15 protein-coding genes are annotated in these 17,156 nt (G+C 64.0%); 4 read left to right on the plus strand and 11 right to left on the minus strand.

Features of this window, described 5'->3' with window-relative positions; all coding sequences use genetic code 11:
• Positions 1-17: 17 nt before the first annotated feature.
• A complete protein-coding gene (locus tag LB536_RS21520) occupies positions 18-1,061 on the minus strand; it encodes an ABC transporter substrate-binding protein (protein ID WP_224596107.1) in 1,044 nt (347 codons plus the stop codon).
• Between the two features lie 84 nt (positions 1,062-1,145).
• Here LB536_RS21520 and LB536_RS21525 point away from each other — a divergent pair, with 84 nt between their 5' ends.
• The gene (locus tag LB536_RS21525; protein WP_224596109.1) at positions 1,146-2,273 is read left to right on the plus strand and encodes a LacI family DNA-binding transcriptional regulator; all 1,128 of its coding nucleotides are present in this window, start codon (positions 1,146-1,148) and stop codon (positions 2,271-2,273) included.
• A gap of 513 nt (positions 2,274-2,786) precedes the next feature.
• Here LB536_RS21525 and LB536_RS21530 read toward each other — a convergent pair.
• The 8 genes from LB536_RS21530 to LB536_RS21565 all read right to left on the minus strand — a co-directional run bounded on the left by LB536_RS21530 (position 2,787) and on the right by LB536_RS21565 (position 12,260).
• Complete coding sequence (locus LB536_RS21530; protein WP_224596111.1) at positions 2,787-3,230, minus strand: hypothetical protein; 444 nt, start codon at positions 3,228-3,230, stop codon at positions 2,787-2,789.
• A 61-nt stretch (positions 3,231-3,291) separates the two neighbouring features.
• Positions 3,292-4,380, minus strand: a complete 1,089-nt coding sequence (locus tag LB536_RS21535; RefSeq protein WP_140761304.1) for an ABC transporter ATP-binding protein — start codon at positions 4,378-4,380, stop codon at positions 3,292-3,294.
• A 7-nt stretch (positions 4,381-4,387) separates the two neighbouring features.
• On the minus strand, positions 4,388-5,440 hold the full coding sequence (locus LB536_RS21540) for a carbohydrate ABC transporter permease (RefSeq protein WP_224596114.1): 1,053 nt from the start codon (positions 5,438-5,440) through the stop codon (positions 4,388-4,390).
• Positions 5,437-6,459: a carbohydrate ABC transporter permease gene (locus LB536_RS21545; RefSeq protein WP_224596117.1), complete on the minus strand. Its 1,023-nt coding sequence runs from the start codon at positions 6,457-6,459 to the stop codon at positions 5,437-5,439. The genes LB536_RS21540 and LB536_RS21545 overlap by 4 nt, the downstream gene beginning before the upstream one ends.
• Positions 6,456-7,724, minus strand: a complete 1,269-nt coding sequence (locus tag LB536_RS21550) for an ABC transporter substrate-binding protein (RefSeq protein WP_224596119.1) — start codon at positions 7,722-7,724, stop codon at positions 6,456-6,458. Before LB536_RS21550 ends, LB536_RS21545 begins: the two co-directional genes overlap by 4 nt.
• An 86-nt stretch (positions 7,725-7,810) precedes the next feature.
• Positions 7,811-10,330, minus strand: a complete 2,520-nt coding sequence (locus tag LB536_RS21555; RefSeq protein WP_224596121.1) for a hypothetical protein — start codon at positions 10,328-10,330, stop codon at positions 7,811-7,813.
• A complete protein-coding gene (kduI, locus tag LB536_RS21560; protein WP_224596124.1) occupies positions 10,327-11,160 on the minus strand; it encodes a 5-dehydro-4-deoxy-D-glucuronate isomerase in 834 nt (277 codons plus the stop codon). The genes LB536_RS21555 and kduI overlap by 4 nt, the downstream gene beginning before the upstream one ends.
• Positions 11,157-12,260 carry a glycoside hydrolase family 105 protein gene (locus tag LB536_RS21565; protein WP_318013481.1) on the minus strand — a complete coding sequence of 368 codons (1,104 nt, stop codon included), beginning with the start codon at positions 12,258-12,260 and terminating at the stop codon, positions 11,157-11,159. Before LB536_RS21565 ends, kduI begins: the two co-directional genes overlap by 4 nt.
• 102 nt (positions 12,261-12,362) lie before the next feature.
• Between LB536_RS21565 and LB536_RS21570 the strand changes: the two genes are divergently transcribed.
• Positions 12,363-13,430: a LacI family DNA-binding transcriptional regulator gene (locus LB536_RS21570; protein WP_224596125.1), complete on the plus strand. Its 1,068-nt coding sequence runs from the start codon at positions 12,363-12,365 to the stop codon at positions 13,428-13,430.
• On the opposite strand, the gene LB536_RS21575 is transcribed toward LB536_RS21570, so the two are convergent.
• Together LB536_RS21575 and LB536_RS21580 are read right to left on the minus strand one after the other, a co-directional pair.
• Positions 13,415-13,897, minus strand: coding sequence for a flavin reductase family protein (locus LB536_RS21575; RefSeq protein ID WP_140761289.1), 483 nt, complete (start codon positions 13,895-13,897; stop codon positions 13,415-13,417). The two genes, LB536_RS21570 and LB536_RS21575, sit on opposite strands and share 16 nt — an antisense overlap.
• Entirely contained in the window at positions 13,897-15,054 is a 1,158-nt protein-coding gene (locus LB536_RS21580; RefSeq protein WP_224596128.1) for an LLM class flavin-dependent oxidoreductase, read from the minus strand. The genes LB536_RS21575 and LB536_RS21580 overlap by 1 nt, the downstream gene beginning before the upstream one ends.
• Positions 15,055-15,182: 128 nt before the next feature.
• Here LB536_RS21580 and LB536_RS21585 point away from each other — a divergent pair, with 128 nt between their 5' ends.
• Both LB536_RS21585 and LB536_RS21590 read left to right on the plus strand, forming a co-directional pair.
• Positions 15,183-15,920, plus strand: a complete 738-nt coding sequence (locus LB536_RS21585; RefSeq protein WP_224596131.1) for a GntR family transcriptional regulator — start codon at positions 15,183-15,185, stop codon at positions 15,918-15,920.
• Positions 15,921-15,941: 21 nt separating this feature from the next.
• On the plus strand, positions 15,942-17,057 hold the full coding sequence (locus LB536_RS21590) for a Gfo/Idh/MocA family protein (RefSeq protein ID WP_224596134.1): 1,116 nt from the start codon (positions 15,942-15,944) through the stop codon (positions 17,055-17,057).
• Positions 17,058-17,156: the final 99 nt, after the last annotated feature.

The following is a 17,156-nucleotide window of genomic DNA, read 5'->3' on the forward strand; positions in this document are numbered from 1 at the left end:
GTTGATGCATTGGAGCGTCAGCGGCTGATCATTTCATCGAAGGCCTTTTGTGCGGCTTCGCCGTTCTTGACCCACCAGTCGGCGTTCGAGAACACTGAAGTGCCGGCATTTTCGGGCGCCGTCGCCAGGGTCCTCAAGCGGTCCTTTGGGATAAGGCCCCCTTCATATGCGGCAGGGTTGACCGGACCATAGGCGATGAAGTCGGTGAGCTTTGCCACGCGCGCGGGCTGCGTCATCGCTGCAATGAGCTTCATGGCCGCATCCTTGTTCTGGGCTCCCTTCGGCACACCAAGGCAGTCCGTGCCTATTACGGAACCCTTGAACGTGTAGTCGACGGCGCCGCCATCTGCCTTGACCGTCTGGGCCCGTCCATTCCAGGTAACGACCAGATCCGCTTCGCCGTCTTTCAGCAACTGCGCCGACTGAGCTCCTGAGGTCCACCATACCGAGACGCTTGGCTTGATCGCCTCAAGCCGCTTGATGGCGCGCTGCAGGCCTTCCGGCGTGCTAAGCACTGGATAGACGTCCGCCGGCGCCACGCCGTCGGAGAGCAGTGCGATCTCGATCAAGTCCTGCGCATTGGCGCGCAGAGCGCGACGGTTCGGGAACTTGGCGACGTCCCAGAACTCCGCCCAGGTCTTCGGCGGGTTCTCGCCAAAGGTCTTGGTATTCCAAGACATGACGGTGCCGTAGGAGTCGAACGGATAGCAATAGTCCGACTTTGCGCCGGCCGGCACGGACTTGGGATCGATGATCTTGTAGTCAAGCGGCTCCAGCAGCGACTGTGCGGCCGCCTGCGCGCCTTCCGGTGAACCGAGATGGATGATGTCGGTGGTGACCGCACCCGAGGTGACCTGCATCTTCAATGCGGCAAGGCCGTCGCTTTGCGTCTCCTCGCGGACATCATAGCCAAGCTCTTTGGCGGCGGGTTCCCACATGGCCTCCTTCATGGCCTTGCCATAGTCGCCGCCGGCGGTCGTGATGGTGACCGTTTGGGCAAAGGCGGGCAAGGCAGCCGAGACTGCGATCACGGCCAGGGAAATGCGTGGTAGCCAGGACATGGGTTCTCCTCCTCCAGGATTCATCAAAATGTCGCTTAGATGGGCTTTTTATCAATCGTAACGTTACGATTTCAGCGAAATGCGATGAAGTCAAGCTACTTTCAGACGGACCTTTCGGTTGTGGTGGCGTTGGATTTGACCGTTAGGTCGAATCCGGTAACGTTACGAAGCTCAGCAAATCAGCCGACGCTTTCGCAAATCAAGTCGGGCGACATGGCCAATCTAAAACAGATAGCGGCGGAACTTTCTCTTTCGGTAACCACCGTATCGCGCGCTCTGAAGGACGGGCCGGAAGTGCATCCCTCGACCGTGGCGCGGGTCAAGGAGGTGGCCAAGCGCGTCGGCTACGTGCCGGATCATCACGGTCGCGCGCTCAAAACCGGACGGACCATGACGCTGACGGCAGTGCTGCCGATGGAGACGAGCGATTACTTGTCCGATCTGGCCAAGCTTCCCCTGATCGAGGGCATGACGCTGGCGGCGCGGCAAACGGGCTATAGCCTGTCCATATATTCCACCACACCAGACGACGATCCGGTCGAAAGCATGCGGCGCCTGCTCCAGGCGCACAGCGCGGACGGACTGGTCATCACGCGCATGGTCTCGGGCGATCCGCGCGTCAAGCTGCTACTCGACCGGGGCATGCCGTTCGTCACCTTCGGCAGAACCGATCTGGACATCGCCTATCCCTATGTCGATATCGACAATGAGCAGATCGCCTACGAGGCGACCCGACGGCTGATGGGCAAGGGCTGCCGACGTATTGCGCTGCAACTTCTCGTGCCGAAAGACCAGGCGAGCGCCAAGCGTCTGGCAGGCTATCAAAGAGCGATTGCCGAGGCCGGCATTGCGGTCGACCAATCGCTGATCGGCCACGGCACATTCACGATAGAATCGAGCGCAGCCTGGTTCGATCGCCTGCTGGCGTCGTCAGATCCGCCGACTGGCCTGGCATGCGCCAATGAACTGGGCCTTCTTGGAGCGTTGCACGCACTCGGCCGGCGGGGCCTTGAGCCGGGCCGCGACGTCCACATCGTCGCCCGCGACAACACACGTCTGGCGCGCTTCCTACCGGCGAAGATCGGCGTTCATTCCGTCGACATGGCCGTGGTTGGACGTACACTTGTAGAAGTGCTGGAGAGGCGGATCACTAATCCCGCGGGGCCGGTGGAGACAATCTTGTTTAAAGGTGAATTCAACGCTGGCGAATAGACGGGATGCACGAACAATTTGGCCGTTGATTGAAACCGCGGCCATGTATTCGAAGTATCTCAGTTCCGTGAATCGTCACCGATTGCCTCTCGATTGACGCGGTGGAGTTTCCCCCACAATCATAGCCACGGAACTTCGCAACCCGGCTGCGCGCGACCGTATGATGAAGACCATGGGAGCGAAAAATCCAAAGAGCTCCCCGCGTCTCTACCTGCGTCTGATAGCGCCCGGGAAATGTCTGCTTCCGAGCAGCAGCAAAACTGGCCTCTACGTCGAAGATAGGCGCGAAGCCGTCGTTCAACAGGCGCAGCGAGAACGACGGCCATAAATAAATAACAGTTCGGCGAAAGCCCCCTTCCAAGTCAGGATAACGCAGCTGCGATGACCATTGCGACACGGTTGCTGTTTTCGCACTAGCTTATTTGCATCCGCAACCTATCGATGTGGCGGGCCAAACCATCCCGATCGCAGGCCGTTACCGCCTTTTGCCGCCCCTATCGTCCAGTGGTCTTTTCAGCCTTGAAACAACTGGGCTATGAATGGCTGTGCGCAACCCGATTGACGAACAGGAGCAAGGGTAAAAGATAGAGACAGGCGTAGATCGTCCTCCCCGGCCTGGATCATGTTCATGCCAGAGCGATCGAACTCAGTCGTGTGTAGAACAAGCGAACTGGCCCACTTCAGGTCGAAGTTGGCCATAAGTGATTGATATTGAGCGATTTTGGTGGGCCCGGAGGACGTGTCTGGAACATTGATTTTATTGATTTTTTCGTGGGTTCGAGTCTTCAGGATTCCCGCATTGTTCCGTATCATCCCGCGACCGGCTGGCGCGAGGGCAGCGACCAAAGGCCAATTTCGTCCTGAAGGGTTCGATTGCCAGGAGCAGTAGCGTCTTTGACAGTGAAAACAGGTGCACCAGCCCCGGCGTCGCAGGAACAGATTGACGGTGATCGCCATGTCGACACGCCAGCCATGCGCGCCGCCGTCACTCGTTTTTTCCACCTTACCTGTTGCCGGGTTAGATTGTGGGCACGCGCAGGCCTGCCGTATCGAACAGATGCATCCGCTCTGGATTGAGCCGCAGGCTGATCTGCTTGCCGCCGGCGCCGATGCCCTGCTGGTTAAGCACCGCGACCATCTTCTCATCGCCGGCGATGGTGGCGTGAACGACCGTCTCGGGACCTAGAGCCTCGACCAGCGTGACACGCGCCTCGACGCTGCCGGGACCGCCTGCCGAAAGATCGACGTCGTGCGGGCGGATACCGAGCGTAGCTTCGTCTCCCGGCTTCAGGGCGGCGCCATTGGCAGCGATCACGGCGCTCAGTCCGCCCGGGCCTTGCACCGCGACTTCATTCACGGCGACGGAAAGCACCTTCACGGGCAAGAGGTTCATACGCGGCGCGCCGATGAAGCCGGCGACGAACAGGTTTGCCGGCGCATTGTAGAGATCGAGCGGCCGGCCGATCTGCTCGATCCGCCCCGAGCGCATCACCACGATGCGGTCGGCCAGCGTCATCGCCTCGACCTGGTCATGGGTGACATAGATCATCGTGGTTGCCAGTCGCTTGTGCAGGGCGGCCAGCTCAGCGCGTGTCGAGATGCGCAGTTCGGCGTCGAGATTGGACAGCGGTTCATCGAGCAGGAAGGCGGTCGGATTGCGAACCACCGCACGGCCGATCGCCACACGCTGCTTCTGCCCGCCGGAAAGCTGCCCGGGCCGGCGGTCGAGATAGGGCGCAATCTCCAGCATGCGCGCCGCTTCCGCGATGCGCGCATCGATCTCGGCCTTCGCCATGCGGATGTTTTCGAGCCCGAAGGCGAGATTCTGGCGCACGCTCATATGCGGGTAGAGCGCGTAAGACTGGAACACCATGGCCAGACCGCGCTGCGCGGCCGAAACGTCGGTGGCATCGACGCCGTCGATCTCGATCCTGCCGCCGGTCGGACGATCGAGCCCGGCGATCAGCCGCAACAGCGTGGACTTGCCGCAGCCCGACGGGCCGACAAGCACCAGCATCTCGCCGTCGGCGACGTCGAGATTGATGTCGTGCAGGATCTTCATCTTGCCGTAAGCGCGATCGATGCTGGTAAGCGTTATCCGTCCCATGGCGCCCTCATTTCAGCCCGGTGCCGGCAATGCCGGAGGTGATGTAACGCTGCAGGAAGACGAAGACGAGAACCACAGGGATCATCGTCACCACTGTCATCGCCAGTATAAAGTGCCACTGCACGTTGAGCTGGCCGGCATAGGTATTGAGCCCGACCTGGAGCGTGTAGAGCTCCTTGCGCGACAGCACCACCAGCGGCCAAAGGAAGTCGTTCCAGCGCCAGACGACAGAGAAGATCGCGAGCACCGCTAGCGCCGGTGCGGCAAGCGGCAGCACGATACGCCAGTAGATCTGCCATTCGGACGCATTGTCCATACGCGCCGCGTCGAGCAACTCGTCCGGGATGGTCAGCATGTATTGGCGAAGCAGGAACACGCCGGTCGGCGTCGCCACGGTCGGCAGGATCACGCCCCACAGCGAATCGAGCAGGCCGACGGCGCTGACCACCGAATAGAGCGGCACAAGGATGACCGACAGCGGCACCATCAGCGTGCCGACGATCACCAGCATGGTGAGATCTCGGCCGCGGAACCTGTATTTCGACAGGGCAAACGCCGCCATCGAATTGGTGAGCAACGTGATCAGCGTCGCCATCGCGGTGACGAAAACCGAATTGCGCAAATAACGGAGGAAATCGAAATGGACGAAGGGCTCGGTGTAGTTTTCTGTCGCGAAGCCGATTTCGCGCACAGGTTCCCGGTTGGCGATGTTGACCTTGATGATGTCCTTCGGCGCCTGCGGATCCACCATCTGCGCCACGATGCCGAGGCGGCGTATCTCGGCCAGCACCTTGGTCGAACCGTCCGGCAGCTTCACTTTGTAGAGCGTGAGCGGCTTGTCGTAACCTTCGACGCTGACCTGCTGGCTGACATAGGGCAGGATGGTCGGCGGGAACTCGGCAAGCTGCGCCGGCGTCTTGAACGACGAGCCGACCAGCCAGATGGCCGGGCCGAACATGATGACGAGACCGCCGGTGAGCCACAGCCAGCTCACGACATCCGTCCAATGCCAGCCACGGCCGCCGCGCCGGCGGGTCAGGAATGTCATGACGCCGCTCATTGGCGCACCCCTTTGCGTTCGCCCCGGCGTCCGACCTGCAGCTGAAGCAGGGTCAACACGACCAGCACCAGCCCCATCAGCATGGACGCCGCCGAGGCCAGTCCCGGATTGCGCAGCAGCGAGGCGAAGCCGATCTCATAGATGTACTGCGTGAGATAGAGGGTGGAGGTTCCTGGTCCGCCTCCCGTCAGCACATAGACTTCGTCGAAGATCTGTACGGCGCGGATCAGCGCCAGCACGATGACGACGAGCAGGTTCGGCATCAAGAGCGGCAGCGTGATGCGCCAGAACACCCGCGCCGGCTTGGTGCCGTCCATCTCGGCCGCCTCGTAAAGATCGCGCGGGATCGCCTGCAGCCCGGCAAGCAGGATCAGCGTGTAGAAGCCCATATGGGCCCAGACCGAAACGCTGACGGCTGCGGTGAAGGCCCAGAAACGGTCGGTCAGCCAGTTGTAGGGCTCGCCTCCGAAGTCATGGACGATCAAGTTGAGCAGTCCCTGGCGTTGCAGGGTCCAGCGCCAGATCAGGCCTGTGACGACCGGCGACAGCAGCACCGGAAAGAAGAACACCGCGCGCCAGAACGAGCGCCCCGCGATCTCGCGGTTGAGGATCAGCGCCGTGACAACAGACACGACTGTCATCAGTGCCACCTGCACGACGACGAACAGGCCGGTATTGTGCACGGCTTTCCAGAATAGATCCTCGCGGCACGTGGCGGTATCCAGATAATTGCTGCAATCGAGCAGGCGCTGATATTGCTCAAGTCCGACATAGCTGCGGTCCTGCAGGAAGTAGGCAGTGCCTGACGTGGCCGAATAGAAGAAGTTGATGACCAGCGGCACCAGCACGAAGATGCCGAAGATCGCCATGTTCGGGGCAAGGAAGAAGGCGGCCATGCCGCCGGTACCCGTCGCGCGCTGCCAAGATTTGAGCGGCACGTTGACGGCAGATGCAAGCCAGACGACCGGCGCCGCAAGCGCGGCGCCAGCCCATGCCTTGAGGGTCGCGGAGGCGCTCATTTGCCCTCGGCGACCTTGTCGGCGATGTCCTGGTCGATCTTGCCCCAGGCCTCGTCGAGGGTGAGTTCGCCGGCCATCACCTGGCTGACGCGGGTCACCAGAGCGGCATAGTAGGCGTTGGCCCATTTCCACGCCGGCAGCGCGTCGGCCGCAGGCAAGGTCTCACCCGCCGCCTTTACGAACCTATCGAGCGCCGGGCCGACATTCTTGTCTGCCGAACCCCACTTGAGCCCGCCTTTCGCGACCACGCCCTTGTGCGCCGGCAGGAACAGCGTGCGTTCGCTGAACTCCTTCACGATGGCTTCGCTGGCCAGGTAGTCCATGACCTTGGCGACATCCTTGGGGTTCTTGGTATATTTGATGGCGACAAGTGCCGCGCCGCCTTTCACGCCCGAGCAGCCGACCGTGCCGCAGGGCGAACCGGTTGCCACCCAGTCGAAACTGTCGCCGATCTTGGTCGACAGATTGGCGACCTGCCAGCTGCCCGAATAATAGAACGGGATCTGCGCGTTGATGAAATCGTCGGTCGCCGCGCGGTAGGTCGATCCCGCCGCCGACACCCACGTATCCTTCAGCATCAGGCCCTTGGCGGTCCAGTCGACGAGCTTGGTGATGAACGCCTTGGTGCCGTCGTCCACTTTCGCCGGCTTGCCGTCGGCTCCGATATAATTGGCGCCGTAGGAGACATTGGCGCCCGAAATGCGATGGCCGGAGCGGTCGATCGCAAACGCCGCCGGTAGCTGCTGGCTCTTCGCCACCTCGGCGGCGGCATTGATCCAGTCGTCCCACGTCGCCTTGTCGCCGGGCAGCGCCACGCCGGCCTGTTCGAACAGCGTCTTGTTGGCGAAGCCGCCGGTGAGCGTCAGCTGCGTCATGAAGCCGGTGATGGCCTTCGAGCCGTCGGGGCGCATCCAGTCCAGCGTATCGCCGAAATTATCGTCCCAGTATTTCGGGTCGGCAACCAGCGGCCTGAGATCGAGCCAGTGCTGGGCAAGCTCCTTGATGTTGGTGACGCGGGCGATGTCCGGGCCCTGGCCGGCTTCGAGCTGGATCGGCAGCTGCTCCTGGATCACCTTGTAGGCGACATTGTCCAGCGTGACATGGATGTCGGGATTGTCCTTCATGAAGCGGTTCAGAAGGTCCTGGATGACTTCGCCTTCGACGCCGTCCGAATACCACATGATGCGCACATCGCCGGCAAACGCGCTGGTCGATGCGAGCAGGCTGACCGATATCGCGGCCAGCAAGGTGCGGGTCTTGATCATGCTACGTCTCCTCCTTTGTCGGGGTTCAGCCCCTATCAATTCAAGCCGCCCCGCCCTCTCCTCATGAGGGCACGGCCTGATCCTCCCTATTCCCTGCGTTTCATGCGTGTCGCCTCGCCGCGCACGGTCCAACTGGCCGGATCGAGTGTCCGTCCCTCGGCCACTATCGTTGCGTCGGCGAGGAAACGCACAGTGCCATATTCCGGATCCTCGACGGTGAGTTGGCCATCGGCACTCGAATGCAACGACAGGCCGGCGAAGGCATCGCTCCAGCTTTCGAGCGTCGGGAGATTGGTGTTCCGGTCGCCGAGACGGACGATCCACGTCGCCTTGCGCCCGGCCGCACGCAATTCATTGCCGGCGGTCGGGCCGCTGGTAACCTGGGACAGCGGCACATCCGTCATGAGCATCGCGAAAGCGTCGCCGGCCTGCGCCAGCGCCGACTGACCGTCGATGCGGACCGTGTCGAAGACACCGGCCGGAAACCAGGCATGCGTGAAATCAGGCTGTTCGTCCGAACAGGAGAAGCTGACGACGGCGAGGTCGCGGTATTGGTGGACCCTGGGCAAGGTGCCGGAGCCGCCCCAGTAGGACGGCCTGCCATAGCCGGACTGCAAGACTTCGCCCGGATGGTTGATCCAGATTTGCGCATCCGCGTTCCCGCCCAGCCGGGCGTGAAGGACCGTTTCTTGGTATCCCCACTGGTTCCAGCGATAGCCGGAGGCGCTGCCCATGGCATGGCCGCGCGTCTTGTGGTGATAGAGCCGCGCGAAGCGGTCCTGTCCTTGCGCGAAACTCCACTCCCACGCCGTATCGTCAGCGACCGAGGCAATGGGTGCAAGCTCGGCGGGAATGCTCAGGCCGTGGTCGCGCAGGCACAACGCAAGCTGCGGCAGCGCATGGAAGCGCATGCCGTAATTGCCCTTGCCCCAGACCATGCGGCAGATGCCCGACAACTCCAGCGAGCGCGCGGCGCGCAGCGTGTGCTCGTAGGAGCGGCCCTGAGCACCGGTCAGCATGCCGTGATGGGCCGAGCGGGCGACGATCTCCAGTAGGCGGATGACAGCTTTTCCGGCACGATCGGCGATGTCCTTGTCCGGCGCCAGCGCGTAAAGCGCACACAGGCCCTTGAGGTCGATCGGAAAGTAGGGCGCCGAATTGAACTCGGCCATTTCCCAAGCCTCGAAATGGTCGAGCCAGGCCCGCACCCGGGCCGCGCCCACCGCCGACTGCTCGCGGCCAGAGCGGCCCGAGCGCGCGAAGCGCGCTTGCGGCAACAGCCCGCCGGCGAGATAGGCCGCGGTGTGGAAGAGCAGCGCGTGGTTCTCGGAAAAGTACCACTGCACGTCGTTGCCGGGCTCGTCCATCCAGTAGCGATAGCCGAGGATCGCCTTGTCGACGCGCCCGCGCAGGCCGGCGTCCAGCCGATCGCCATAGGCCCTGCGGCACCACAGCAGCGGCACCAGGATGAAGTCGGCGCAGTCGTGACAGTCCTCGATCGCCGGCAGCACGCCGGAGATCATGGCGTCGGTCTCGGCACCCTCCTGCCCTTTCGCCAGCCGCGCCAGCGCGCGCACCGTGTCGGCCTCGGCATGACCGGCGACTTCGCTCAGCGCCTCGTCGATGCGCGCGGCAAGCGTTTCCGGCGCGCCGCCCTGTCGTCGCGCGTGGCAGATCTCGACGCCGAAGACGCGCGATGCGGCATGGCCACCAATCGTCAGCGTCACCTTGAAATGACGAAAATCGGCGGGCAGTTGCTCGGTGTCGGCGATCGGCAGCCGCGTTTGGCCGGCGGACAATTCGAAGGCAAAGCGCACCGGCGCCTCGATCGACATGAAATCGCCCTCGATCTCGACCGCGACCTGGGCATCGCGCGGCAGCGCCACGCCGGTGACCAGCGCCACCTCGCCGCCATCATAGGCAGGACGCTCGAAACGCATGTCGTCGAGCGCCGCCTCCATCGCATCGGCGACCGCGCCCTCGACCTCGATCGGCAAGGCGACCGCAGCGGCCGGGCCCGACAGATAGTCGAGCTGGAAATAGTAGCGGGCGTCACGCTCGGCGAGATCGTCGAACCAGATGCGGATATCGTTGCGGCCGGCGCTGAGCGCGACCCGGAAGTCCTCGGCGCTTTCCAGATTGCGGCCGTAGGGCGCCATCCAGCCGGCTTCCCCGCCGTTGACGAAGAGAATGGCGCCGCCGCATGTGCGCAGCCGCAGCAGCGCCTCGCCGGCCGAGGCAGCGTCGATGATCGTCTCGGCCCAGGTTCCAAGCACCGTCGGCCGGAACCAGAAGCCGGACAGGTCGACACGCGGCGAAGCGAAAGGCAGCCAGATGCGCCCGGCGCTGAATTCGGCGCCGACCTGAGGCCGCTTGCCGCGGCGTTCGGCTGCGAACTGCGTGCGGCACGGATATTCATGCGGAATGAAATTCTTGTGCTTGGTCAGGAAGAAGAAGGGATCCATCTCCCCCTTCATCGGTTGGTCGGCCACATCGTAGCGCTGCTCGGCGATAGGCCCGAGCCGCCAATGAACGACCGACTGTCCCGCCGCGAGCGGCCGGCGCAGCGTAAAATCGGTCTGAACGGTCTTTGCCGCCACGCTCATCGCAAATCCTTCACAGCAACCGGGTCGACATCGGTGTAGGCCTGGTTCTCGCCGGTCATTCCCCAGACGAAAGCGTAGGGGCCGGTGCCGGCACCCATATGGATCGACCAGGCCGGCGACAGGACGACGTCGCCGTCGGCGACCATCAAATGGCGTGTCTTGTCGGGCCGACCCATCAGATGAACGACCCGGTCGGCCGCGGCGAGATCGAAATAGCAATAGGCCTCCATGCGGCGCTCGTGCAGATGCGGCGGCATGGTGTTCCAGATGCTGCCCGGCGCCAGGTCGGTGATGCCCATGAGCAGGAGGCAGGACGGGGCGACCTCGGGGTGGATATACATGCGCAGCGTGCGCTTGTTGGCGCGCGCCTCGTCGCCCAGCACCAATGGCTTGGCTTCGCCCTTGGCGATCAGGCGATGCGGGATGTCGGCGCCGGCCGGCACCGAATTCATGTAGAAATGTGCCGGCCTTGCCGCATCGTCGCTCTCCAGCATCACCTCGCGGGCGCCGCGCCCGACATAGACGACATCGCGGTTGGCCAAGGCAAAGCGGGCGCCATCGACAGTGACGGTGCCGTTGCCGCCGAGATTGGCGATGCCCATCTCGCGCGCGGTGAAGAACAACTCGGTGCCGACATCCGCGCCGTTGCCGAACAGCAGCGGATTGGCCAGCGGCACCGCGCCGCCGACGATCATGCGGTCGATGTGGGTGTAGGCGAATTCGATCGCACCCGGCCGGAACAGGCCGTCGACCAGGAATTCGGCCCTCAGCCGCTCCGTATCCATGCCGGCAATGTCCGCCGGCGATGCGCCAAACAGCGTCCGCATCATGCCGCCTCCACCTCCGCCTTGATGTGCCGCGCCCCTTCGGTCAGGCACAGGATGGCCAGCGCCTGTCCATAGCCGGTCGGGTGGATCGGTATGTCGCGGTAGAACTGCAAATCATGGCCCATTCGTGTGCCATAGGAGACGTTGGCCACCACACCCTGCTTGTCGATGTTCGCCACCACCGCCTCCAGGGCGCGGAGCCCGGCGGCCCGGCATTCCGGCGGGCCGATCCCCAGCCGTGCGGCCTTCATCAGCCCATAGCCGAATCCGGCCGTGGCCGAGATCTCCTCGTAGGAGGTCGGGTCGTCGAGCAAGGTATGCCATGCGCCCGAGCCCGACTGAACCTTGAGCAACGCTTTGATCTGCGTCTCGAGCACGCCGAGCAGGTAGGCCTTCACCGAAGGCGTGATGTCGGCAAATTCGATCACGTCGAGGATGCCGACGGTGATCCAGGCATTGCCCCTGCCCCAAAGGGCGCCGGCGAAATTATGCCGGCCCGCGAAGGTCCAGCCGTGGAACCACAGTCCCGAGGCCGGATCGGCGAGATAGCGGGCATGGACGAGGAACTGCCGTTCCGCCTCCTCAACGAAGCGGCGCTGGCCGGCGGCCTGGCCGTAGGATGCGAGAAACAGCGCCACCATGAACAGCGTGTCGTCCCACAATTCATCGTCGTTGACCCGGTCCGAAACATTGTGCTGGAAGCCGCCCTCGGGCGTCCGCGGCATGGCGGTGATCACCCGCTCAGCCCATTCGCGCAACGCCGGCTCGAAGCGCGGCTGGCGCTGTCGGCGCCAAAGCTCGCTCAACGCCAGCAGCGGTGCCGTGGTGTTGACGTTCATCGCTGGCAGCCCGGCGGCGATGCGCCGGTCGTACCAGGCTTCCAGCGTCTGCAGCAGGCTGTCGTCGCCGGTCTGCGCCCAAAGCCGGACAAGACCATAGAGCCCGACGCCCTGCGGCCATTCCCAGCTCTCGAAGCTGACATAGTCGCCCGGCGTCCCGTCGAGATTGGGTTCATCGAACCGCCCGTCATGGCGCAAGCCGGTCATGCCAGCCACGAGGCTCGCAAGCGCGGAATTCAGGCGTTCGGCCGACAGCGGCATCATTCCTCCCGTTTCCTCCACCCTGCCGAAACTGTCTCACAGGCATTTTTCTTGCGCAATCTGAAAATTTTTTGCAGAATTGTGCAACTTTGCTGGAGAAGGCGCATGACGATCCACGGAAAGAGGGGCCGACCCAGCCGTCGCGTTCGACTTGAGGAGATCGCGGCGCGTTGCGGCGTGTCGGTCAGCACCGCCTCGCGTGCCCTTAGCGGCGCGGTCGGCGTAAGGGATGAGCTTCGCAGCAAGATCATCGAAATGGCGAAGTCGATGAACTACGTCATTCCGGCCTCGGTCGCCGGCCGCAAGGTCATCCTGGCGGCAAGCAGCGTGGCCATGGTCGACAGTGCCCGCAGCCAGTTCACCTACCATGTGCTCGACGGGCTCAACGAGCGCGCCCGCCTGCTCGGTGTCGAAGTGGTGACGCGGCCGGTCTCGACGCCCAATGACGAGATCGCACTGCTGCGCGAATCCGAGCATGACGACAGCGTCGCCGGCTGCCTTTTCCTGACCCTGGACGACAATGAAGTCCTGACGCTGACGGCCGGCCTCTCCAAGCCGATCGTGCTCGTCAACGGCGACGATCCGTCGATGCGCCATTCCAGCGTCACGCCTTGCAACCGCTCCGCCGCCATGCTCGCCGCGCAGCACCTGATCGGCCTCGGCCACCGCCGCATCCTGTTCCTGATGCGGCGCGGCCGGCGCACCATCGAGCGCCGCTACGAAGGCTGGCGCGACGCGTTGATCGCCAGCGGCGCCGCCGGCTTCGACGATCTCGTGGTCGAGGTGCAGGACTGGCTGCCGGAGCTCGCCAGCAAGGCGGTGAAGGAGCGCATTGCGGCGCGTGGCCTCGATTTCACCGCCGTGCTGACGGCCGGCGATAGCCTGGCCTTCGGCGCCATCGCCGGCATCCAGGAGGCCGGGTATTCGGTGCCCGGCGATGTCTCCGTCGTCGGCATCGACGACCTGCCGCTGGCGGCCTTCTGCAATCCGCCGCTGACGGCGATGCACATTCCCATGCGCGAAATCGGCTCGGCCGCGCTCAGCGTGCTGCTCGACGACATGGCTCATTCGAACCTGCCGCCGCGCCGCGTCGAGCTCGCCTGCCATCTGGTGGTGCGCCAATCGACGGCACCGGCCCGAGCCGGCGCGAATATTCATCACACCGCGTCCTGAGCCTGGGACTTGCCGCCGGCAAACAGCAACGGCGATCCGTCCTGCGTTTCCAGTTCCAGCACGCGCCCGAGCAGTATCATGTGATCGCCGGCTGGGAAACGGTCAGCGACGCAGCATTCGAACCGCGCCAAGGCCTTGGGCAGCAGCGGCACGCCATGTGCATTCCAGGTGAGGTCGAGACCGGCGAAGTCGGAGCCGGATTTCGAAAAGCGCCAGCACAAATCGGTCTGATCCTGCGCCAGCACGTGGATGGCATAATGGGCGGCGTTGGCGAAAGCATCGAACCGGCGCGAGTGGCGGCCGATCGACCACAGCACCAGCGGCGGGTCGAGCGACACCGACGAAAAGCTGTTGGCGGTGATCGCGACCGGACCGTCGGCGCCGCCGGTGGTGACCACCGTGACGCCGGTGGCGAAGCGCCCGAACGCGTTGCGCAGACTGCGCGGATCGCACACGACATGCTCCATCAGCGCCGCGCCCCCGTTCCCAACGGTGTGTCCGGCATCCGGTTCGGCACCCGGCCATAGGCATGCGGCAAGGAGCAGGTCTTGAGCTGCGGAAGCACCTTGGTGCCGAAATGCCGCGCCTCGTCGAGATGCGGGTAGCCGGAGAAGATAAAGGCGCGGATGCCCATTTTCATATACCCCTCGATCTCCGACAGGATCTGATCGGCCGAGCCCACAAGGGCCGCGCCGCAGCCCGAGCGCGCACGGCCGACACCCGTCCACAGATGCGGCTCGACATAGCCTTCCGCATCGGCGATCTCGCGGTTCCTGGCCTGATGCGACACGCCAAGCGATCGGGCATCGAGCGCCCGCTCGCGGATCGCTTTGCCCTGTTCGTCGTCGAGCTTCGAAACCAGCTCTCGCGCGTATTCCTTCGCCTCGGCCTCGGTGTCGCGCACGATCATGTGGATGCGCAGGCCATAGTCGAGCGTACGCCCGTGCCGCGCGGCGCGCTCATGCACGGCCTTCATGCGCCCGGCCAGTTCTTCCCTGGTTTCCGGCCACATCAGGTAGACATCGCACTGTTCGGCGCAAAGCTCGAGGGCGTCCGGTGAATAGCCGCCGAAATAGAGCAATGGACCGCCATTCCGCTGATAGGGTTTCGCCGGAGCCGTCGGCACACCCTTGAATCGATAGACCTCGCCCTCGAAATCGATGCTGTCGCGGGTCCAGGCCTGGCGCAGGATCTGCACCACTTCGCGCGAACGCTGGTAGCGGTAGGCGCTGTCGGCCGTCTCGCCGGGAAAGTCCGACGAGATGATGTTCAGTGTCAGCCTGCCTTCCAGCATGTGGTCGAGCGTCGCGATCGTGCGCGCCAGCATGATCGGCTGCATCTCGCCACAGCGCACGGCCGCGAGCAGATTGATCTTCGACGTGATCGGCGCGCAGCCGGCAACGAAGCTCAGCGTGTCCTGGCCGACCTGATAGGATGACGGGCACAATATGTTGCGGAAACCGAGCTCCTCGGACGTCTTCACGATCTCGGAACAATGCGCCCAGCTCGAGCGCAGCGCGCCGTCGGGCATGCCGAGATAGCGATAGTCGTCCGAGCACAGCGCGGCGAACCATGAAACTTCGGCCGCGTCGAGATCCGGTGACGTGATGGGGACGATGGTCATGCCGGTCCTTCAGGAAACGCGTTGGTTTTTGACGGCGCGAATAGGCTTTGCGTAGCATTCGTTTTGATGTAGATCAATACTGTATCAATTTTCGATGCAGCCAAGAAAGCGGATTGGAGAAAGCGGAAATGCCGCTGACACGGGCCGAGCCCGGCCACCGATCGAGCCAGATGCGCGGTCCCCTGCCCGTGCACCTGCAGATCAGCGAGATGCTGATCCGCGAAATCGCCGCCGGACGGCTGGCGGACGGGGCGCGGCTTCCGCCCGAGCGCGAGATGGCCGCGAACTTGGGGATCGCTGTCGGCACGCTGCGGCGCGCCTTGGCCGACCTCACCGAAAAGGGCCTGCTCGACCGCGTCCAGGGCTCGGGCAACTATATCAGGGCGCGCGGCGACCTGCTCGGGGTCTACGCCTTCTTCCGGCTGGAGTGCATCGGCGGTGGCGGGCTGCCGACCGCCGAGGTGCTGTCGGTCGAACGGCTGCCCAAACCCGCCGGCCTGCCGGAGTTCGGCAGCGCCAGCGAAGCCCATCGCATCCGCCGCCTGCGGCGGCTCGACAGTGAGCCGGCCGCCGTCGAGGAGATCTGGCTCGACGCCGGCCGCGCCGAGCGGCTCAAGCGCGAGGAGCTATCGGAATCGCTCTATCTCCATTACCGGCTGGCGCTCGGTTTTTCGATCGTCCGCGCCGAGGATCTCGTCTCCGTCGGGCCGGCACCCGACTGGGCGCCGGCCGATTTCAGGCCGCCGCCGGGGACGGTCGTCGGCTTCATCGAACGTGTCGCCTGGGCTGGAGACGGAGCCAGCGTGGAGTATTCCCGCAGTTGGTTCGATCCCGACGTGGCGCGCTACGTGACCCGTTTCAAATAAGCATTGGAAGGAAGACGCCGCGTGACCACATCATCGATCGGCTACGGCATTATCGGCTGCGGCATGATGGGCCAGGAGCATATCCGTAACATCGCGCTGCTGCCTGACGCGCATGTCGCCGCGATCTTCGAGCCGGACCCAGCCATGATGGCGGCCGCGCTCGCCCTGGCGCCGGATGCATGCCCGGCGGCGTCGGCCGCCGAATTGCTGGCAATGGACACGGTCGACTGTGTTCTGATCGCCAGCCCCAACCACCGTCATCTCGCCCAGTTGGAGGAGATCGCAGCGCTGCGGCCAGTGCCTGTGCTGGTGGAAAAGCCGCTGTTCACCGACGCCGCCGATGAAAGACGGATCGCGGCGCTGACAGCCCGGCTTCCGCTCGTCTGGGTAGCGATGGAATACCGCTATATGCCCTCCGTCGCCAATTTCATCGAACACGCTGGCGATGTCACAGGGGGCACCCGCATGCTGACCATTCGCGAGCACCGCTTTCCCTTTCTGGCCAAGGTCGGCGACTGGAACCGCTTCAACCGCAACACCGGCGGCACCTTCGTCGAGAAGTGCTGCCACTTCTTCGATCTGATGCGGCTGATTCTCAAATCAGATCCCGTCCGCGTGATGGCGAGCGCGGGACAGGCGGTCAACCATCTCGACGAACGCTATAGCGGCGAGACGCCGGATATTCTCGACCACGGCTATGTGCTGATCGATTTCGCCGGCGGCGCGCGCGCCATGCTGGAACTCTGCATGTTCGCCGAGGGCAGCCGCTACCAGGAGGAGCTCTGCGCCGTCGGCGGCAACGGAAAGATCGAATGTCGGGTGCCGGGACCCGGGCGCTTCTGGCCACAGCATCTGGGCGCCAACCCCGTGCCGGAGCTCATCATCAGCCCGCGCAATCCGCCGGGACCGCGCCTGCTGGAGTTTCCGGTCGACCCGCGGCTGCTTGCGGCCGGCGATCACAACGGCTCGACCTATTTCGAACACGCCCGCTTCCTCGCGGCGGTGCGCGGACAAGGCAAGGTGGAGGTGACCCTGCACGACGGCTGGTGGGCCGTCGTCATGGGCCTCGCCGCTCAGAGATCGGCCCGCGAAGGCCGTGCCGTTAACCTCGCCGGTGAGTTCACGTTGCCAACTTAGGGAGTGCTGCCCCGGCAAGATGGCGTCCAGCGGCCACCATCTGTTTCAAGCCGGCCACGGCCAAATATTCTCATATCGTTCGTTGCTCGAATATCCGAG

It is taken from the genome of Mesorhizobium sp. ES1-3 (assembly GCF_020164795.1).
Lineage (GTDB): Bacteria > Pseudomonadota > Alphaproteobacteria > Rhizobiales > Rhizobiaceae > Mesorhizobium.